The sequence below is a fragment of the Streptomyces araujoniae genome, from assembly GCF_050871195.1.
Lineage (GTDB): Bacteria > Actinomycetota > Actinomycetes > Streptomycetales > Streptomycetaceae > Streptomyces > Streptomyces bacillaris.
In genome coordinates, this window is the sequence record NZ_CP194070.1 from 5,984,564 (window position 1) to 6,002,341 (window position 17,778).

At 73.7% G+C, this 17,778-nt stretch carries 17 protein-coding genes; 7 read left to right on the plus strand and 10 right to left on the minus strand.

Annotated elements, in window-relative coordinates; genetic code table 11:
- Positions 1 to 78 precede the first annotated feature (78 nt).
- The 3 genes from ACQ9ZG_RS25880 (at position 79) to ACQ9ZG_RS25890 (ending at position 2,142) form a co-directional block, all read left to right on the plus strand.
- Complete coding sequence (locus ACQ9ZG_RS25880) at positions 79 to 936, plus strand: AraC family transcriptional regulator (protein ID WP_499281271.1); 858 nt, start codon at positions 79 to 81, stop codon at positions 934 to 936.
- A gap of 76 nt (positions 937 to 1,012) precedes the next feature.
- Positions 1,013 to 1,837, plus strand: coding sequence for an AzlC family ABC transporter permease (locus ACQ9ZG_RS25885; RefSeq protein WP_258312412.1), 825 nt, complete (start codon positions 1,013 to 1,015; stop codon positions 1,835 to 1,837).
- Complete coding sequence (locus tag ACQ9ZG_RS25890; protein WP_109917307.1) at positions 1,834 to 2,142, plus strand: AzlD domain-containing protein; 309 nt, start codon at positions 1,834 to 1,836, stop codon at positions 2,140 to 2,142. Before ACQ9ZG_RS25885 ends, ACQ9ZG_RS25890 begins: the two co-directional genes overlap by 4 nt.
- A 65-nt stretch (positions 2,143 to 2,207) precedes the next feature.
- Here the strand turns inward: ACQ9ZG_RS25890 and ACQ9ZG_RS25895 are convergent, their stop codons facing one another.
- Positions 2,208 to 3,122 (minus strand): hypothetical protein, encoded by a 915-nt coding sequence (locus tag ACQ9ZG_RS25895; RefSeq protein WP_028419031.1) that lies wholly within the window; start codon positions 3,120 to 3,122, stop codon positions 2,208 to 2,210.
- Positions 3,123 to 3,203: 81 nt separating this feature from the next.
- Here ACQ9ZG_RS25895 and ACQ9ZG_RS25900 point away from each other — a divergent pair, with 81 nt between their 5' ends.
- Together ACQ9ZG_RS25900 and ACQ9ZG_RS25905 are read left to right on the plus strand one after the other, a co-directional pair.
- Positions 3,204 to 3,398, plus strand: coding sequence for a DUF3046 domain-containing protein (locus ACQ9ZG_RS25900; protein ID WP_019765274.1), 195 nt, complete (start codon positions 3,204 to 3,206; stop codon positions 3,396 to 3,398).
- 184 nt (positions 3,399 to 3,582) lie between these two features.
- Positions 3,583 to 4,710 (plus strand): AI-2E family transporter, encoded by a 1,128-nt coding sequence (locus tag ACQ9ZG_RS25905; protein ID WP_109914316.1) that lies wholly within the window; start codon positions 3,583 to 3,585, stop codon positions 4,708 to 4,710.
- 113 nt (positions 4,711 to 4,823) lie between these two features.
- Here ACQ9ZG_RS25905 and ACQ9ZG_RS25910 read toward each other — a convergent pair whose 3' ends face one another.
- Positions 4,824 to 7,694: an ATP-binding protein gene (locus ACQ9ZG_RS25910; protein ID WP_499281272.1), complete on the minus strand. Its 2,871-nt coding sequence runs from the start codon at positions 7,692 to 7,694 to the stop codon at positions 4,824 to 4,826.
- Between the two features lie 358 nt (positions 7,695 to 8,052).
- Positions 8,053 to 9,645, minus strand: coding sequence for a S8 family peptidase (locus tag ACQ9ZG_RS25915; RefSeq protein ID WP_109916892.1), 1,593 nt, complete (start codon positions 9,643 to 9,645; stop codon positions 8,053 to 8,055).
- 520 nt (positions 9,646 to 10,165) lie between these two features.
- Between ACQ9ZG_RS25915 and recA the strand changes: the two genes are divergently transcribed.
- Together recA and recX are read left to right on the plus strand one after the other, a co-directional pair.
- Positions 10,166 to 11,293 carry a recombinase RecA gene (recA, locus tag ACQ9ZG_RS25920; RefSeq protein WP_099217910.1) on the plus strand — a complete coding sequence of 376 codons (1,128 nt, stop codon included), beginning with the start codon at positions 10,166 to 10,168 and terminating at the stop codon, positions 11,291 to 11,293.
- Between the two features lie 9 nt (positions 11,294 to 11,302).
- Positions 11,303 to 11,980 carry a recombination regulator RecX gene (recX, locus tag ACQ9ZG_RS25925; RefSeq protein WP_018488352.1) on the plus strand — a complete coding sequence of 226 codons (678 nt, stop codon included), beginning with the start codon at positions 11,303 to 11,305 and terminating at the stop codon, positions 11,978 to 11,980.
- A gap of 49 nt (positions 11,981 to 12,029) precedes the next feature.
- On the opposite strand, the gene ACQ9ZG_RS25930 is transcribed toward recX, so the two are convergent.
- The 7 genes from ACQ9ZG_RS25930 to ACQ9ZG_RS25960 form a co-directional block, all read right to left on the minus strand.
- On the minus strand, positions 12,030 to 12,692 hold the full coding sequence (locus ACQ9ZG_RS25930; protein WP_109917219.1) for a DUF6197 family protein: 663 nt from the start codon (positions 12,690 to 12,692) through the stop codon (positions 12,030 to 12,032).
- A 230-nt stretch (positions 12,693 to 12,922) separates the two neighbouring features.
- The gene (locus tag ACQ9ZG_RS25935; RefSeq protein WP_181398384.1) at positions 12,923 to 13,372 is read right to left on the minus strand and encodes a rhodanese-like domain-containing protein; all 450 of its coding nucleotides are present in this window, start codon (positions 13,370 to 13,372) and stop codon (positions 12,923 to 12,925) included.
- Entirely contained in the window at positions 13,369 to 14,001 is a 633-nt protein-coding gene (locus tag ACQ9ZG_RS25940) for a cupin domain-containing protein (protein WP_375138358.1), read from the minus strand. Before ACQ9ZG_RS25940 ends, ACQ9ZG_RS25935 begins: the two co-directional genes overlap by 4 nt.
- Before the next feature lie 93 nt (positions 14,002 to 14,094).
- Entirely contained in the window at positions 14,095 to 14,181 is an 87-nt protein-coding gene (locus ACQ9ZG_RS25945; RefSeq protein ID WP_311605579.1) for a putative leader peptide, read from the minus strand.
- Between the two features lie 32 nt (positions 14,182 to 14,213).
- Positions 14,214 to 15,968: an FAD-dependent monooxygenase gene (locus ACQ9ZG_RS25950; RefSeq protein WP_499281273.1), complete on the minus strand. Its 1,755-nt coding sequence runs from the start codon at positions 15,966 to 15,968 to the stop codon at positions 14,214 to 14,216.
- Between the two features lie 166 nt (positions 15,969 to 16,134).
- The gene (locus tag ACQ9ZG_RS25955; RefSeq protein ID WP_028419041.1) at positions 16,135 to 17,088 is read right to left on the minus strand and encodes an amino acid ABC transporter permease; all 954 of its coding nucleotides are present in this window, start codon (positions 17,086 to 17,088) and stop codon (positions 16,135 to 16,137) included.
- Positions 17,085 to 17,732 carry an amino acid ABC transporter permease gene (locus tag ACQ9ZG_RS25960; RefSeq protein WP_018488346.1) on the minus strand — a complete coding sequence of 216 codons (648 nt, stop codon included), beginning with the start codon at positions 17,730 to 17,732 and terminating at the stop codon, positions 17,085 to 17,087. Before ACQ9ZG_RS25960 ends, ACQ9ZG_RS25955 begins: the two co-directional genes overlap by 4 nt.
- Between the last annotated feature and the right edge of the window lie 46 nt (positions 17,733 to 17,778).

Here is a 17,778-nt window from a genome sequence, read left to right on the forward strand (position 1 = left end):
GACAACGGGCCGCCCGACACCACCCGGCCCCCCTCGCCCGCTCTGCGTCGCACGGCCGGGACCTGCGAGAATGTGGCCATGGCGGGAGCGGATCGGGCGACGGAGTGGGCGCGGCACTGGACGTACGCGGAGCTGCCCGACCTCGATCTGCTGCGCGCCCGGTACGTCCGCCACACCTTCCCCCGGCACAGCCACGAGGGGTACGTGCTCGGTGCGGTCACCGGCGGGGTGGAGGACGTGGGGCTGCCCGGCGGCACGGTCCACGCGATCCCCGGCACCGTGGTGATGATCAACCCGGAGGTGCCGCACACCGCCCGCCCCGGGCAGCCCGGAGGCTGGACGTACGACACGCTCTACCCCTCCGCCCAGGTGGTCGACGACATCGCGGCCGAGGTGACATCGCTGCGCGGAACCGTGTGGTTCGGGGAGAGCCGCACCACCGACCCGTACGCCGCCCGGCTGATCACCCAGGTGCACCGAGCGGCCGAGGAGGGCAACGCGCTGGCCGCCGACAGCCTGCTGCGCGTCCTGGTCGTCCGTCTCCTCGACCGGCACGGCGGCGTGCTCCCGCGCACCACGCCGCGGGCCGGGAGCGCACGCGACGCCGAACGCGCCCGGCTCGCGCTGGAGGGGAGGATGGCCGCCCCGCCCACGCTGGAGGCGCTCGCCGCCGAGCTGGGCACCAGCCCGTTCGCGCTGCTGCGGGCGTTCAAGAAGGAGTACGGGATGCCTCCGCACGCCTGGCTCACCGACGCCCGGGTGCGCAGGGCCCGCCGGCTGCTCGACGCGGGCACCGCTCCCGCCGAGGCCGCCGCCGTCGTCGGCTTCACCGATCAGCCGCACCTCAACCGTCACTTCACCCGGATCGTGGGGGTGCCGCCCGGCGCGTACCAGCGCGAGCGGGGCGTGTACCGGCGCGCGCGACCCGCCTCCTAGGGCACCTCCCCGAGGAGGACGGGGAGCGCAAGAACGTACAAGACCGGATCCCGGCCCTCCCCGTAACGTGCGGCGGGTGGCAGAACAGACAGCACTCCCAGAGAGCACCGGCGCGACCGGTGCCATATCCGCCGGGCCGCCGTCCCCGGCGGCCCCGGCCCCGTCCCCCGCGCCGGGCAAGCCCGACGCCGCCGTCGTACGGGACGCGCTCGCCGTCGGTGTCGCCGTCGGTCTCTCCGGCTTCGCCTTCGGCGTCACCGCCGCCGGCTCCGGGCTCAGCCTGCTCCAGATCTGCGCCCTGAGCCTCTTCGTCTTCACCGGCGCTTCGCAGTTCGCCCTGGTCGGGGCGTTGGCGGCGGGCGGCAACCCGTACACGGCGGCGGCCGGGGCGTTCTTCCTGGGTGTCCGCAACGCCTTCTACGGGCTGCGCCTCTCGCAGCTCCTGGTGCTTCCCCGGGCGGTGCGGCCCCTCGCCGCCCACTGGGTGATCGACGAGACGACCGCGGTCACCGTGGCCCAGCCCACCCGGCGGGCCGCGCGCATCGGCTTCACGGTCACCGGGCTCACCCTCTACGTGCTGTGGAACCTCACCACCCTGGTGGGTGCGATGGGGGCCGAGGCGCTGGGCGACACCGAGGCCTGGGGCCTGGACGCGGCCAGCCCCGCCGTCTTCCTCGCGCTGCTCGCGCCGATGCTCAGGAGCACCGTCGAACGCGTCACCGCCGGGGTCGCGGTGCTGCTGGCGCTGACGCTGCTGCCCGTCCTGCCTGCCGGTGTACCGGTGCTGCTGTCCGCGCTCGCCGCGCCCGTCGTCCTCTTCCTGATGGGCCGGCGCGGGCGGGGAACGGTGACGGCCTCACCGGAGAAGACGACGGGGACGAAGGGCGGGCGTGACTCATGAACGTCTGGATAGCGATCGGGCTGACGGCGGCGGGCTGCTACCTCGCCAAGTACGCGGGTCTGCTGGTCCCCGCCGGAGTGCTGGAGCGGCCGCTCGTCCGGCGGATGGCGACCCTGCTGCCGGTGGCGCTGCTGGCGGCCCTCACCGCACAGCAGACCTTCGGCGACGGACAGCACCTCGTCCTCGACGCCCGGGCCGCCGGACTCGCGGCCGCCGCGGTCGCGCTGATCCTGCGCGCCCCCTTCCTGGTGGTCGTCGGCGCCGCCGTGGTGGTCACGGCGGGCGTCCGCGCACTGGCGGGGTGAAGCGGTGCCCCGGGGGCGGCGGAGGCTTCGGGAGGCACCCGAAGGTACGGCCCCGAGGAGCCCGGTCAGCCCGGGGCACGGCCGTAGGCCCGTAGCGTCTCCAGGGCTCTGAGCGTCACCAGGGGCCTGCCCTCCAGCGCGGTGCCGGGGGCCCACCGGCGCCAGTTGACTGGCCAGCCGCCGTCCTCCTGCTGCTCGGCCGTCAGGTGGTCCAGGGAGCGTTCCAGCTCCTCGTCGGTGAACCAGCGGCGGGCCAGTGACTCCGGCGTACGGGCGAAGTCGTACGGGAAGTGGTGCTCGCCCGGTGCGTACCCCGGTGCCACCGGGTACTCCGCCCGCCGGGCCGGGTCCAGCACCGCGAGCCGCCGGGCGCGCACCAGCCGGCCGAGCCGGTCCGCCGCCCGCTCGGCACGGGTCCGGTCCGGCACCCCGTCCAGGAACGCGACCGCGGCCTCGATCTCGTACGGGTGCGACTGCTCCAGGGCGTCCACGGCGCTCCAGCAGAAGTCCGTCGCCCGGAACAGCCAGGCGTGCCACACCTCGTTGCGGTGCAGCAGTCCGACGATCGGACCGGTCGCGAGCAGTTCGGCCGGCGGGTCGTCGACGACGGGTACGAACGGGGCGGCGGGATAGCCGCGCTGCGTGGGGAGCAGAGCCGGAAGCGCGCCCTCCTTCGTCGACACCTTGCTCAGATAGCGGCAGATCCGCTCCACACGCGGCCCGGCGCAGCGGCCGATCGAGTCGAGGACGCTCAGCGCGTGGGCGGTGTGCAGCGGCTGGCTGACCGGCCCCCGCAGATCGGGTTCCAGCGCGTGGGCGTAGCCGCCGTCCTCGTTCCCGTAGGCGGCCAGCGCCGTCTCGACGGGGTCCGGTGAGCCGTCGAGGAAGCGGTGGGCGAACCTGCGCTGTTCGAGGACGCGGGCGGTGAGCCAGATGAAGTGCTCGGCACGGGCGAGAGGAGGTGCTCCGGTTCCAGCCATGGGACCGACCGTAGAGGGGTAAGCGGCCCAGGCACAGGTCCGGCGGACCGGCTGCACTCTCAGGAGCGCGATACTGAAGGCATGCGGTTGACGATTTTCTGGGAGCGGATGGCGGACCACTTCGGTGCCGCGTACGCGGACTCCTTCGCACGTGACCATGTGATGGCCGAACTCGGTGGCCGTACGGTCCACCAGGCGCTGGACGCGGGCTGGGAGGCGAAGGACGTCTGGCGTGCGGTCTGCGCGTCCATGGACGTCCCCGCAGACAAGCGCTGACCCGCCCGTCCCGGCCGGCACCCGTCCCGAGCGGTACGCGCGCCGACCGGCCGGGGGCCGTGCTGTCAGTGGCGTAGGCGAGACTTGTCCCGTGTCATCGACAGACGAGACCGTCCCGGCCCAGCCGCCCGCCACCCCGCCCGCCGAGCCCCCCGCGCCGCCGTCCGGTCCGGGGCCCGCCCGGATGCCGGGCTGGCTGCCGCGTGCGATGGTGCTGGCCCTGGCGCTCTACGCCTGCTTCCGGCTCGGCAGCTGGGCGTTCGACCAGCTCATCGGGTTGCTGACCAACGTGCTGATCGCGTTCTTCCTCGCGCTCGCGATCGAGCCCGCGGTGGGCCGGATGTCGGCGCGCGGCATGCGCCGGGGACTGGCCACGTTCCTCGTCTTCATCGGCCTGATGATCTTCAGTGCGGGGTTCGTCGTCCTGCTGGGGTCGATGCTCGCGGGCCAGATCGTCGACATGGTCGACGACTTCCCCAAGTACATCGACTCGGTGATCAACTGGGTCAACCACACCTTCCACACCGAGCTGTCGCGGGTCGAGGTCCAGGACAGCCTGCTGCACTCCGACTGGCTGCAGAAGTACGTCCAGAACAGCGCCTCCGGGGTGCTCGACATCTCCACCACGGTCCTGGGCGGACTGTTCCGGCTGCTGACGATCTTCCTGTTCTCGTTCTACTTCGCGGCCGACGGCCCCCGGCTGCGCCGCGCCCTCTGCTCCGTGCTGCCGCCCGCCCGGCAGACCGAGGTGCTGCGCGCCTGGGAGATCGCGGTAGACAAGACCGGCGGCTACCTCTACTCACGCGGTCTGATGGCCCTGATCTCCGGCGCCGCGCACTACATCCTGCTGCTCGCCCTCGGCGTGCCCTACGCTCCGGCGCTCGCGGTCTGGGTGGGGCTCGTCTCCCAGTTCATCCCGACCATCGGTACGTATCTGGCGGGCGCCCTGCCGATGCTGATCGCCTTCACGGTCGACCCCTGGTACGCGCTGTGGGTGCTCGGCTTCGTGGTCGTCTACCAGCAGTTCGAGAACTACGTCCTCCAGCCCAAGCTGACCGCCAGGACCGTCGACATCCACCCGGCGGTCGCCTTCGGTTCGGTGATCGCGGGGACGGCCCTGCTGGGGGCCGTCGGCGCCCTGATCGCCATCCCCGCCGTCGCCACCCTCCAGGCGTTCCTGGCCGCCTATGTGAAGCGGTACGACGTCACCGACGACCCCCGGGTGCACGGCGGCCCCCGGCCCAGGCGCGGGGAGTCGGCCCTCTCCCGGATACGCCGGGCGCTCGGCGGCCCGGGGCGTACGGACCCCTGAGCCGGCCCCGCCACCACCCGGCCCGACGCCCGGCCCCCCGAAGAGTCGGCCGCTGATCATCGCGAGACGTCGAAGAGGGTTCCCTGCCGCCTCGACGCAGGGCACCTGGCCGGTCACGGGCCGAGCTGCGAGCCGATCTCCGTACGGGACGACACCCCCAGCTTCCGCAGGGCGCGGGCCACGTGGTGCTCGACCGTCCGGTGCGAGAGGACCAGCTCACGGGCGATCTCGCGGTTCGAGAGGCCGAGCGAGGCGAGCCGGGCCACCGCACGCTCCCGGGGGGACAGATGGTCCCCGTACCCCAGCGCGCCGGGCCTGCGGACGGTGACCTGGCCGTGGTCCCGCAGCCCCCGCTGACAGCGCAGCACATCCCATACGGCGTCGATGTCCTGGTAGGCCGCGATCGCCTCGTGCAGCACGGTGCGCCCGCCCGCCGTGCCCGCGGCCAGCAGCCGGAGTCCCCAGGCCTCCCTGACGTACGCGGCCTCGTAGGGGCGCTCCAGCTCCGTCCAGGCGTCCACGGCGGTCAGATACGGGGCGTCGGCCCCGCCGGTCCCCGGCTGCGGTCCGGCCGCGTCGGTGAGCAGCGCCCGGCAGGTCAGCAGGGCGGCCCGGGCGGCCGGCGCGTCCCGGCGGGCGATGCCGTCGGCCAGCTCCGTGACGAGGAGGCGGGCCTCCCCGGCGTGGCCGGCCCGCAGCAGCGCCTGGACGGCCGTCGGCGCGAGGGTGCTCGCCCAGACCCACGCACCGGTCCGGCGGACGTGGTGCAGCGCCCCTTCCATCGCCTGCACGGCCGGGGCGGGGCGGCCGGCCGCCAGATGGACCCGGACCTGGGCGGCCGCGGCGGAGGTCAGCACGATGCCGGTGTCCAGCGCGGTGGTGCGGACGGCCCGCTCCAGGAGGCGGCGCGCCACATCGGTCTGCCCCTTGGTGTGCAGGCGCAGCAGCCCGCAGACGAGGAGGGCCTCCGCATGGAAGTCGGGCACGTCCCGGTACTGCTCCTCGGCGCGCTCCGCCCGCTCCAGCAGCCCGGTCCACCGGCCGCGGGTGAAGGCGGTGAGCATGTCCGTGGTCTCGACGAACGCTTCGAGGTACGGGGCGTGGTGGGTCCGGACCGCCTGCCAGGCGCGGGTCTGGCAGGCCCGGGCGCGTTCCGGATGGCCGAGGGCGGTCGCGGCCCCCGCCAGATTGGCGTGCACCCGGGCAGCCGCCTCGCCACTGAGGGTGTCGGGCAGCTCGGCCACCGCGTCCCATGCCGAGGGATCGCCCATGAGGGCCAGGGCGGTGGCCCGGTTGGCCAGGACGGCCGCCCGCAGGTCGTCCCCGTCCACCTGCGGCAGCAGCCGTTCCGCTTCGGCCAGCAGCCGCCGGTGCTCACCGAGCGGCCACCCCTTGAGGGAGGGGATGGCGATGATCGCCAGGGCGCGTGCGGCCTGCCCCGGCGAGACGGTGAGGAGATCCGGGACGGCACGCGCTATCTCCTCCAGCGCCTCCAGGCCGGAACCCGACTGGTTGCGCAGCAGCAGCCCCAGGAGGAGCCGGATCTCGCCGCTCGGCCCCGGGCCCAGGGAGCAGCCGTCGAGCACCTGCCGCAGGGCGGCGGGCACCTGGGGTCCGGGGCGGGCGTTGAGGGCGACGCGGGCCAGCTTCAGCGCGACCCGGTCGCGGACGACGGCCGGGGGCCCGCCGCGCAGGGCGGCCAGATAGCGGTCGGTGGCCGCACCGGCGTCCCCGTTCCCGGCGGCCCGGTCCGCGGCCGCCTCCAGCCACCGCACCGCCTCCGCGGGGCGGCCGGCCAGCCGGTGGTGCCCGGCGATGCGCACGAGGGGCAGGGGCGAGGCGTGCCGGGCGAGGGCGCGGGCCGCGCGCAGATGCAGGACGGGCCGTTCCGGCCCCGGGACCGCCTCGTACGCCGCTCTGCGCGCCAGCGCGTAGGGAAAGGCGTAAGCGCCGCCCCCCACGTCCCCCGCCGCTCGCAGGACACCTTCCTCCAGCGCCGCGGTGAGCGCACGGCGGGTCTCCTCCTCGCCCAGCCCCGCGACCGCTCCCAGCAGGTGTACGGGGGCGGGGCCGTCGAGCACCGCGGCCGCCGAGGCCACCTTCCGCGCGTCCGGGGGAAGGCGGCGCAGCCCCTCCACCACGAGTCGGCGTACGGAGGCGGGCAGCGGCGGCTCCGGAGCTCCGTCCCCGTCCGCTCCGGTGAGTTGCGCCAGGGGATCGGGCCGGTGGCGCAGCATCTCCTCGATCACGTACGGAAGGCCGCCCGTCCACCGGTGCAGCTCCTCCGCCAACTCCCCGGGCACCGCCCGCCCGCCGAGCAGACCGCCGGCCAGCGCACCCGTCCCGGCCACCGACAGCGGTTCGAGGTGCCGCTCGGCCGCCACCACATGGGACGGCGGGCGCAGCGGGAGGGGGAACGCGTCACCGTCCCGGCCGCGCGCGGTGAGCACCAGTCCCAGGTGCGGCGGCGGGTCGGAGACGAGCGTACGGAGGAAGGCGGCGGTGCCGTCGTCGGCCCACTGGACGTCCTCCACGACGAGAACCGCCCTCCCCAGGGATGTGGTCAGCCCGCACAGTGCCCGGACGAGGCGGTGCTGTTCGGCGCGCGGATCGCCCACCGGGGGCGGTGCGGGCGGCAGGAGGCCGGCCAGCTCGGGCAGCAGCCCCCGGAGCGCACCGGTCACCGGAGGCAGGCCCTCCGCCGGGGGCCGGCACCGGGCCAGCGCCTCGACGAGCGGTGCGAACGGGGCGGGGGCGTCCGACGCCCGGCAGCGGGCGACCAGGGCGGGGGTGTCCGACAGCGGTGTCCGTGTGAGGAGTTCGCGGACCAGGCGGCTCTTTCCCACCCCGGCCGCGCCGGTGACCACCACCAGGGCGGGCCGACGGTCCAGCTCCGCGTACAGGTCGTCGCGGAGGCCGTCCAGGAGCGCGGTGTGCCCGGTCGGGGCTCCGGCGGGGACGGAGGTCGGCGGGTCGGCGTCCATGGCTTCCTTCCGCGCCCGTGGGCGGCAGGGGCATCACGGCCGGGGGCCGGTGGGCCGCCCGGCGGGCTCATGATGGCCTTTCACGACGGTGGCTGGAAAGGGGAGTGACGCCTGCGGCGCATGTGCGGGCGCCGCAGGCGTCCCCCCGACCGGCCGGTGAGGTTCGCGGAGAGGTCTCACCGGCCGGGTGTGCCGGGATCCATCAGGGTTCGGGACCTGGATCACCGGCGGTCCGGTGGGGTGTTCCCGGAGGAGGCGGAGCCCCGGAAGGTTCCCGGGGCTCCGCCGGGACTTCGGCCGACCAGGACCTCGGCGGTGGGCCAGCACCTCAGCGGTCGGCCAGCCCTTCAGCGGCCGGTCAGAACTTCAGCGACCAGGAGTTCAGCGTCCCGGTGTCGTTGACCCAGTTGTCGCTCACCCGCAGCTTCCAGGTGCCGTTGGCGGGTTTCGCGGAGGCGTTCACGGTGAAGGTGCCGCGTACGTCGTCGGCGCTGTCGTTGGCGTTGTAGTCCTTGAGCCGGAAGACGCCGCCGTCCGGGGCGACGAGGTCGACCCGCAGGTCACCGCGGAAGGTGTGCCGGATGTCGACCGTGACGGAGAGCGCCGAGGGCGCGTTGCCCGCGATGCCGCTCACGGTGACGGGGGACTCGACGGTCGCGTTGTCGCGGATCGGGAAGGCGTTGGTGTTCTCGAAGGTGCTGCCGGTGGGCGGCGGGGTGGTGTCGCCGTCGTTCGGGACGTAAAGCAGGCGGTTGGGCGAACCGGTCCGCGCGTCGGTGACCTTGTTCGGGGTGGCGTCGGCGATCAGCCGGTCGTGGACCTGCTTGGGCGTCCAGGAGGGGTTGGCCGAGAGCAGCAGGGCCGCCGCGCCCGCCACGTGCGGGGAGGCCATCGAGGTGCCGCCGTCGGAGCGGGAGCCGGTGTCGTTGAGGTGGGAGGCGGAGACGATGTCGGAGCCGGGGGCGAACAGGTCCAGGCAGGTGCCGTGGTTGGAGGACTTGCCGCTCGGCCAGACCGACCGGGCGTCGCGGCTGTCCGTGGCGCCCACCGTCACCGCGCCCGGCACGGCGGCCGGGGAGGTGTTGCAGGCGTTGGCGCCGTCGTTGCCCGCCGCGACGACGTAGGTGACGCCGGAGGCGATCGACCGGGCCAGCGCGTCGTCGACCGAGGAGTTCCGGCCGCCGCCGATGCTCATGTTGGCGACGGCGGGCTTGACCGCGTTCTTGGTCACCCAGTCGATGCCGGCCAGCACCGGGGCCCAGGTGGAGCCGGAGTTGCCCTGGCAGTTGAGGACCCGTACGCCCACGAGCTTCACGCCCTTGGCGGCGCCGTAGGCCGTACCGCCGACGGTGCCCGCCACATGGGTGCCGTGCCCGTTGCAGTCCTGGGCGACGGAGTCGTTGTCGATGAAGTCGTAGCCGCTGACCGCCCGGCCGCCGAAGTCCCGGTGCGAGGTGCGTATCCCGGTGTCGAGCACATAGGCCGTCACGTTGGACGCGGTGTTGGGGTACGTGAACTTGCGGTCTCCGGGCAGATCGCGCTGGTCGATGCGGTCCAGGCCCCAGGTCGGGTCGTTCTGGGTGCCCAGGGCGTACGCGACTCCGTCGGCCTCCACGCGGGCGACGGAGGGATCGGCCGCGAGCCGCCCGGCCTGCTCCTCGCCCATCTTCACGGAGAAGCCGCGGAGCGCGGCGGTGTAGGTGTGGCCGACCTTTCCGCCGTGCCGTCCGGCGAGGGATCTCGCCACCTTGTCGATGTCCGCCCGCGGCACCGAGTCCTTGAAGGTGACGATGTACGAGCCCGCCACCGCGCCCGCGCGGTCGGCGCCCAGGACGCGTCCTTCGGTGGGCGTGGGCGTGGGTGCCGCACCGGCCGCACCGGCACCGGCTATCAGTGCGCCGACCGCACACGCGGCAGCGGCGACACGCCGCACCGCAGCTTGAGACACCATGCGATTCCTCCTGAGGGGTGGGCCGGGACCGGCTCCGGTCCCGGCTGGGCCCGCGCACGGCGAACACCGGGCACGGGCGAAGGAAGGGGCGCGGCGGGGGCTCCGGACGAGGGGACGTCCGACCTCGTACGGCGGATGCCGGTCTTGGGGGCCGACGGATGCACGAGGGGCGGAGCCACCGCCGCCTCAGGAAGAATCGAGCCCTGGGAGCGGGTCGAACAATGCGTAGGTGTACCCAACCGTTCCGACGGGTCCGGCACCGACCGTTCCCACCTGGGCGGGGACCGGGCGCTCCGGCGGGGGCCGGGGCCGTCGGTGCCCCTCGTCCCGGTCGGCCGGACCCCGCGTGGTGCGCTTGACACCAAAATCGAACATCCATTCTCATGGATTTCGGCCGGGTTTTTCCGGGCCCGGCCGTGGAGTTGTCCACAGGCCGGGAGGACGTCGAGGCCCATTGTCAGTGGCAGGGGTTAGCGTCTTTGACGTGAAGCGATCGACTCAAGCAAATCGGGTGGAACCCATGGCAGGAACCGACCGCGAGAAGGCGCTGGACGCCGCGCTCGCGCAGATTGAACGACAGTTCGGCAAGGGCGCGGTGATGCGCCTGGGCGAGCGGCCCAACGAGCCCGTCGAGGTCATCCCCACGGGATCGACCGCCCTCGACGTCGCCCTCGGCGTCGGCGGCCTGCCGCGCGGCCGCGTGGTGGAGGTGTACGGACCGGAGTCCTCCGGTAAGACGACGCTGACGCTGCACGCCGTGGCCAACGCGCAGAAGGCCGGCGGCTCGGTGGCGTTCATCGACGCCGAGCACGCCCTCGACCCCGAGTACGCCAAGAAGCTCGGCGTCGACATCGAGAACCTCATCCTGTCCCAGCCGGACAACGGTGAGCAGGCCCTCGAGATCACCGACATGCTGGTCCGCTCCGGCGCCCTGGACCTGATCGTCATCGACTCCGTCGCGGCCCTGGTGCCCCGTGCGGAGATCGAGGGCGAGATGGGTGACTCGCACGTGGGTCTCCAGGCCCGTCTGATGAGCCAGGCCCTCCGCAAGATCACCAGCGCGCTCAACCAGTCCAAGACCACGGCGATCTTCATCAACCAGCTCCGCGAGAAGATCGGCGTGATGTTCGGCTCCCCGGAGACCACGACCGGTGGCCGGGCGCTGAAGTTCTACGCCTCGGTGCGCCTCGACATCCGCCGGATCGAGACGCTCAAGGACGGCACGGACGCCGTCGGCAACCGCACCCGCGTCAAGGTCGTCAAGAACAAGGTCGCCCCGCCCTTCAAGCAGGCCGAGTTCGACATCCTCTACGGCCAGGGCATCAGCCGCGAGGGCGGGCTGATCGACATGGGCGTCGAGCACGGCTTCGTCCGCAAGGCCGGCGCCTGGTACACGTACGAGGGCGACCAGCTCGGCCAGGGCAAGGAGAACGCCCGCAACTTCCTCAAGGACAACCCCGACCTCGCCAACGAGATCGAGAAGAAGATCCTGGAGAAGCTGGGCGTCGGCGTCCGCCCGGACGACGGGTCCGCCGAGCCGGCCGCGGAAGGTGCGGCAGCCGCGGGAGCGACGGAGGCGGCGGCGAAGCCCGCGGCGACCACGGCCGCCAAGGCGAAGACGGCCAAGACCGCGGCGGCCAAGAGCTAGGGCCCAGCCGTGACACGTCGTACGGAGTGGCCGGGAGAGCCCGCCGAGCCCGGCACCGGGTTCGGCGAAGGGGCGGGCCGCCGTGCCCGCTCCGCCACCATGAGCAGCGGTTCCCCCTCCTCGTCGAGGGCCGAGCAGGGGGAGCCGCGCGACCGGCGGGACCGTGGGCAGCGGCATACGGGGGAGCCGCAGGACCCGGTCGAGCAGGCGCGCAACATCTGTCTGCGCCTGCTCACCGGGACGCCCAGGACGCGCAAGCAGCTCGCGGACGCCCTGCGCAAGCGGGAGATCCCGGACGAGGCGGCCGAGGAGGTCCTCGCCCGTTTCGAGGACGTCGGGCTGATCGACGACGCCGCCTTCGCTGGGGCGTGGGTGGAGTCCCGGCACCACGGCCGGGGGCTCGCGCGCCGCGCCCTCGTCCGTGAGCTGCGGACGAAGGGGGTGGACTCCGCCGTGATCGACGAGGCGGTCGGCCGGCTCGACACCGACCAGGAGGAGGAGCGGGCCCGGGAGCTGGTGGCCCGCAAGCTCCGCTCCACCCGGGGCCTGGACCGCGACAAGCGACTGCGCCGCCTGGCGGGGATGCTCGCCCGCAAGGGATACGGGGAGGGCATGGCCCTGCGGGTGGTGCGCCAGGCGCTGGAGGAGGAGGGCGAGGACACGGAGGGCCTGGACGAGCCGTTCTGAAGCGGAAGCGGAAGCGGAAGCGGGGGAGGGGACCTGTGCCGCCCGGTTCTCAGTGTCCGGCCAGGGCCGCACGGCGGGCGGCCGCGTCGACGAGGGCCAGCGCATCGGCGGCGGTGCGGCCGGGGGCTCGGTTCCAGGGGCCGATCAGTCCGGTCCACCCCTGGGAGCGCAGTTCGGTGATCAGCCAGGCACCGGCCCGGTCCACGGTGGCGGCGGAGCCGTAGCCGAGTCGGTGCGCGGTGAGCAGGGCGCCGCAGACACAGCGGGCGCCCCGGGCGTCGCGCAGACGGTACGGGGTGTTCTGCCAGCCCCACTCGGTCAGGATCTGCCGCGCGTAGCCGAGCTGGACGGAGGGCCGCACATCGGCCTGGCCCACCCGCCGCCAGGCATGGACACGGTCGGGCAGGACCGCTCCCAGCCGGCCGGGGAGCGGACGCTGGGGCGGCGGCGCGGCGGGCAGCGCCCCTAGCGCGTCGTCGATGAGCTGCTCCACGGGGACGGACAGCAGGCTCCGCCAGTCGGCCGCCCGGTCCTGCCCCGGGGAGGGCCGGACCTGCCCCGAGAGGGGCCGCTCCTCCTCCGGAAGGGGCGGAGCCACGGGCTCGGGGGCGGTGCGCTCCCACCCCGAGACGATCTCCCGCCATGCCCCGGTGTCGTACAGCCGGGAGGCTTGGGCGTCGAGTTGGTCCGGGGTGAGAACAGGGATCGCCATAGCGTGTCATCTCCGTACATTTCGCCTCTGTATGAGGCGAATGTCGGTCGCGCACGGCGATGGCTCCACCGGAATGCGGCGTTCGGGTGTGTCCCGAGAGGGAGGCACCGGGCAGGAGAGAGCCCGGACCCCGCCGGGAACGGAGTCGGGCAGGAGGGAGCCCGCCGGGAGGGGGCCGAGCAGGACGCTGTCAGGGGCGTGTCACCGGGAGGCGGCCGAGGAGGGCGCCGTCAGGGGCGTGTCACCGGGAGGCTGGCCGCGCGCCAGGCCTGGAATCCGCCGATCAGGTCGGTGGACCGGTGCAGCCCCAGCTGTCGCAGTGACGCCACCGCGAGGCTGGAGGCGTACCCCTCGTTGCAGATGACGACGACCCGGAGGTCATGGCTCACCGCTTCGGCGGCGCGGTGGCTGCCCAGGGGGTCGAGCCGCCACTCCAGTTCGTTGCGCTCCACCACGAGCGCGCCGGGGATGAGCCCGTCGCGCTCCCGGAGCGCCGCGTACCGGATGTCCACCAGCAGCGCCCCGTCCGTCGCCGCCGCTGCCGCCTCCTGCGGGCCGATCCGCTCGTAACCGGCCCGGACCCGCTCCAGCAGCTCGTCGATCCCGACCCGTTCCGGGGTCCCCGCCCGTTCCGTCCCGCCCGCGCTCCCGGCACCGGCACCGACGCCGTCCCCGCTCACTGCCAGTCCTCCGGGACCTCGGTCTGCTCCAGCCGGAGCACCGCACCGGTACGGCTGAACCGCCGGATGCGCGGCAGCGGCGGGTAGTAGGCGTGGACGGAGACGGCGTGCGCGCTCCCGGACTCGTTGAGCACCTCGTGCACATGGTTCTGCCCGAAGGCCCGGCCCTGACCGGCCGCCAGCTCCCGCTCCCGGTCCACCCCGTCGTTCAGCTCCAGGGTCTTCCAGCCGTCGGTGGGCAGCCGTACGGCCAGTGAGTGCTCCTTGAGCGTGCCGGAGGCGGTGGTGAACGCGCCGACCGAGTCGGCGTGGTCGTGCCAGCCCGTCCCGGTCCCCGGCGGCCAGCCGATCAGCCAGGCCTCACTGCCCCGGGGCCCTTCGAGCCGGACCCAGGTGCGGCCCTCCGGATCGAGCGGGAGCGAGGCGATGAGCGCGGTGTCCTCGGCGGTGCGGCGGACGAAGTCGAGCAGCTCGGCGACCGTCGGACCGGCGGAGACGCCACGGGCCGAGCCCACCCGCGCGGAGACGGCGGGAGCCGGGCCGGCCGGGGCGGAGACCGCTCGGGCCGGGGTTGCCGGAGCGGTGGCGGGAGAAGGTACGGAGGCAGCCGTGGGCAGGGCCGGAGACACGGCGGAAGAGGGGGAAGACACAGGGACCGTCCTGGGAGTTCGCGCGAGGACCGGCCGTGCGGAGAGGGGCACGGGCCGGTGGAGGAAGGCGATTCAGCAGGACGGGCGACACACGCAGCCCGCGTAACGGACGAGGTCCATATGGACCCTCCGCCACAGGCGCACATCGGTGTCGGTCATGATCTGGAGTACACCATGTGCGCCCGTGACGGTCAATTGATCCCGGCGGTCCGGTCGGCGTGCACCCGGTCGCGCGGCCCCGGCGTGCGCGCCGCGCCCTCACGCCCGCCCTCGCCGTCCTCGGCGGACCCGGAGCCCGATCCGGACCCCGGTCCCGACCCCGTGTCCTCCGCTTCCGGTCCCGCCCCGGCGCCCGCCGATCCGCCCAGCGCCGCCCGGGCCGCCGTGAGCAGCTCCGCGGGACGTACGCCCGCGAAGGCGGCCACCAGATGCCCGTCCGGCCGCACCAGCAGCACGGTGTGGGCCGACGCTCCCGGGTAGCTCTCCGTGACCAGCAGCTCCGCCGGTGACGGCAGCGCCTCCACCGCCTCCACCAGCCGCGGCATGACCCCGGCGGTCAGCCAGTGGCGCCGGTCCCAGACCCCGGTGCCGGGCGCGACCAGGATCACCAGCGGGCGGCCCTGCCCGAGCCGCTCCCGGAGCCGTACCGCCGTTCCGTCCGGTGCCGTCACCCGTACATCGGCGACCGGCGCACCGGGGGGCGTACCCACGGCGGTGTGCGCCTCCGCGTGCGGCGGTGCGAGGGGGGAATGGGAGTACGAAGGGGGCGCGCCGAGGGCTCCACAGCCCAGGTGGCCGTCGGCGAGCAGGGTGTCGTGGCTCCGGGCCGCCCCCGGGACCAGCGCCCGCAGCCCGCCACCGCCCCGCAGTATCGGCAGGGACTGGTCGGCGGCGCGCAGCCGGGAGGCGACGGCGGCCCGGCGCTCGGCCTGGTAGCTGTCGAGCAGCGGGTCGGCGCCGCCGTGGTGCCAGGCGTGGGCGAGCTTCCAGGCCAGGTTCTCGGCGTCCCGGATCCCCTCGTCGAGCCCCTGGGTGCCGAGCGCCCCCAGCAGGTGCGCCGCGTCCCCCGCGAGGAAGGCCCGCCGCACCCGCCAGCGCCGGGCGAGCCGGTGGTGCAGCGTGTGGACGCCGGTGTCGAGCAGTTCGTACGGAGGGGTCTCGCCGCACCAGCCGGCCAGGGTGTCCCGGATCCGGGCGACCAGGGCGTCCGGGGTGACCAGGTCACCGCGCGGCGGAAGCAGCCAGTCCAGCCGCCAGATCCCGTCCGGCAGCGGCCGCGCGTTGATCTCGGCGCCCCCGCCGCGCCACGGCGGCTGACGGTGCAGCACCGCCTGGCCGGGCCAGGGCAGTTCGGCGCGGAGCGCGGCGACGGCGTGCCGCTCCACCGCCGTACGGCCGGGGAACCGGATGTCCAGGAGCTTGCGCACGGTCGACCGGGCGCCGTCGCAGCCGACCAGGTAACTCCCGCGCCACCAGGTCGGATCTGCCCCCTTGGTGTGGACCGTGACGCCGTCGCCGTCCTGTTCCAGGGTGTCGACGCGGCTCAGCTGGGCCGTCTTCACCAGCGGCTGGGCCGCGACCGCCGCCCGCAGGGCCGAGGCGAGCGCGTGCTGCGGGATGTGCAGGGGGGCGGGGAGCGGGGACGCGTCCGGCTCTCCGCTCCCGGTGTCCCCGGCGTCCGCGCCCAGCGGCACATCGCGGACCAGCTGCTTCCGGCGCATCGACCGCCAGCCGCTCCAGCGCAGCCCGTCCTTCTCCAGGCCGGTGGCGCCCAGTCTTTCCACCAGGTCGGCGGTGTCCTCACGCAGCACGACCGTGCGGGCGAGGCGGACCTCCTCCGTGCCCGGCCCCTCGTCGAGGAGCACGCTCGGGACGCCCCGGGCGGCCAGGGCCAGCGACAGCGTCAGACCGACGGGTCCGGCGCCGACGACGATCACCGGGTCCACGGCGCGTCTCCTCCGGCCCGTACGGTCAAGCGGAACGTGGCAGTCGAAGCCGGGTGCGTGATCACAGAACGTATGCAACCCATTGGGGGTGCTTGCGTCAAGTGACCGAGGCAGCGACGCGTGCGCCGCTGCCTCGAATGCTTCCGCCGGGAGAGACCGGCGGGGGTCAGTCCTTCGTCACTCCGGCCCCACCGGCACCCTCGGTGCCGGTGTCTGCGCCCCCTGCGCCCCCCGCACCGTCGGCGTTCGTGCCGAACGTGCCGGCCGTCGCGTCGATGGTTCCGGGCGCCTGGACGGCCGGCGCCACCGCGATGCCGGTCTTGGCGCGGCGGCCGCGCTTCTCGATCCAGGTGGCGAGCGACGAGAGCAGCAGACAGAGCACGATGTAGATCGTGCCGACGACGGTGATCGTCGAGACGTACGGGTACTGGCCGTTCACCAGCGTGTTGGAGGCGATCAGACGCGCGGTCTGGAGCAGCTCCGGGTACAGGATGATGAAGCCGAGCGAGGTGTCCTTGAGGGTCACCACGAGCTGGCTGATGATCGTCGGCAGCATCGACCGGATGGCCTGCGGCATCAGCACGGTGACCATGACCTGCGTCTTGCGCATGCCGAGCGCGTACGCGGCCTCGCTCTGGCCCCGGGGGACGGCGTTGACACCGGCGCGCAGCACCTCGGCCTGGACACAGCCGTTGTAGACGGAGAGGCCCGCGGCCAGCGCCCACATCGAGTGGTCGGTGAGGAAGCCGACCCAGATCGCGTAGATCGTGATGAGCAGCGGGAGCGAGCGGAACAGCTCGATGAAGGTGGTCGCCGCCCAGCGGACCGGCTTGTGGTCGGAGAGGCGGCCCACGGCCAGCAGCACCCCGAGGACCAGCGAGCCGATCGCGGCCAGACCGAACGCCTTGAGGGTGGCGAGGAGGGCGTCGGCGATGTTCTGCCGGATGCCCGCGTAGTTGAAGATGTCCCACATCTCGGGGGCGAGGTGCCCCTTGTCGGCGAGGCGCAGCACGCTGACCACGAGCAGCGCCGCGATGACGACGGTGCCGACGACCGCGTAGATCCGGTTGCGGACGAGAGCCTTGGGGCCCGGTGCGTCGTAGAGAACGCTGGCGCTCATCGGGCGACCTCCATGCGACGCTCCAGCAGCCGGAAGAGGCCGCTGATGGTAAACGTGACCACCAGGTAGCCGAGGGCCACCCAGATGAAGACGGGGACGATGTCGTAACCCTTGTCGCTCATCAGCTTCTGCCAGCCGAACAGTTCGGCGACGCTGAAGGCACCGGCGATCGCGGAGTTCTTGGTGAGCGCGATGAAGATGCTGCTCAGCGGCGGGATGACGGTCCGCGTCGCCTGGGGGAGCACCACGATGCGCAGGGTCTGGGAGAACGTCATGCCGATCGAGCGGGCGGCCTCGGCCTGGCCCAGCGGCACGGTGTTGATGCCGGAGCGGACCGCCTCGCAGACGAACGAGGAGGTGTAGAAGCCGAGCGCCAGCGAGCCGAGCACGAAGGGGCTCATCCCCGGGAAGAGGATCTCCGGGACGACGAAGAAGAAGATCAGGAAGAGCAGGGTCAGCGGGGTGTTGCGCATCAGCGTCACCCACGCGGTGCCGAAGTACCGCAGCGGCGGCACCGGCGAGACCCGGAACCCGGCGACGACCACACCGAGGACCAGGGCGATAACCGAGCTGACGGCGGTGATCGACACGGTTCCTATGAAGCCGTCGCGGAACTCTGGGAAATTGTCGAGCAGTACGTTCATGAGGTCTCCGCGTCGGCGGGCAGCGGCATCAGGGCAGGGGAAGCGG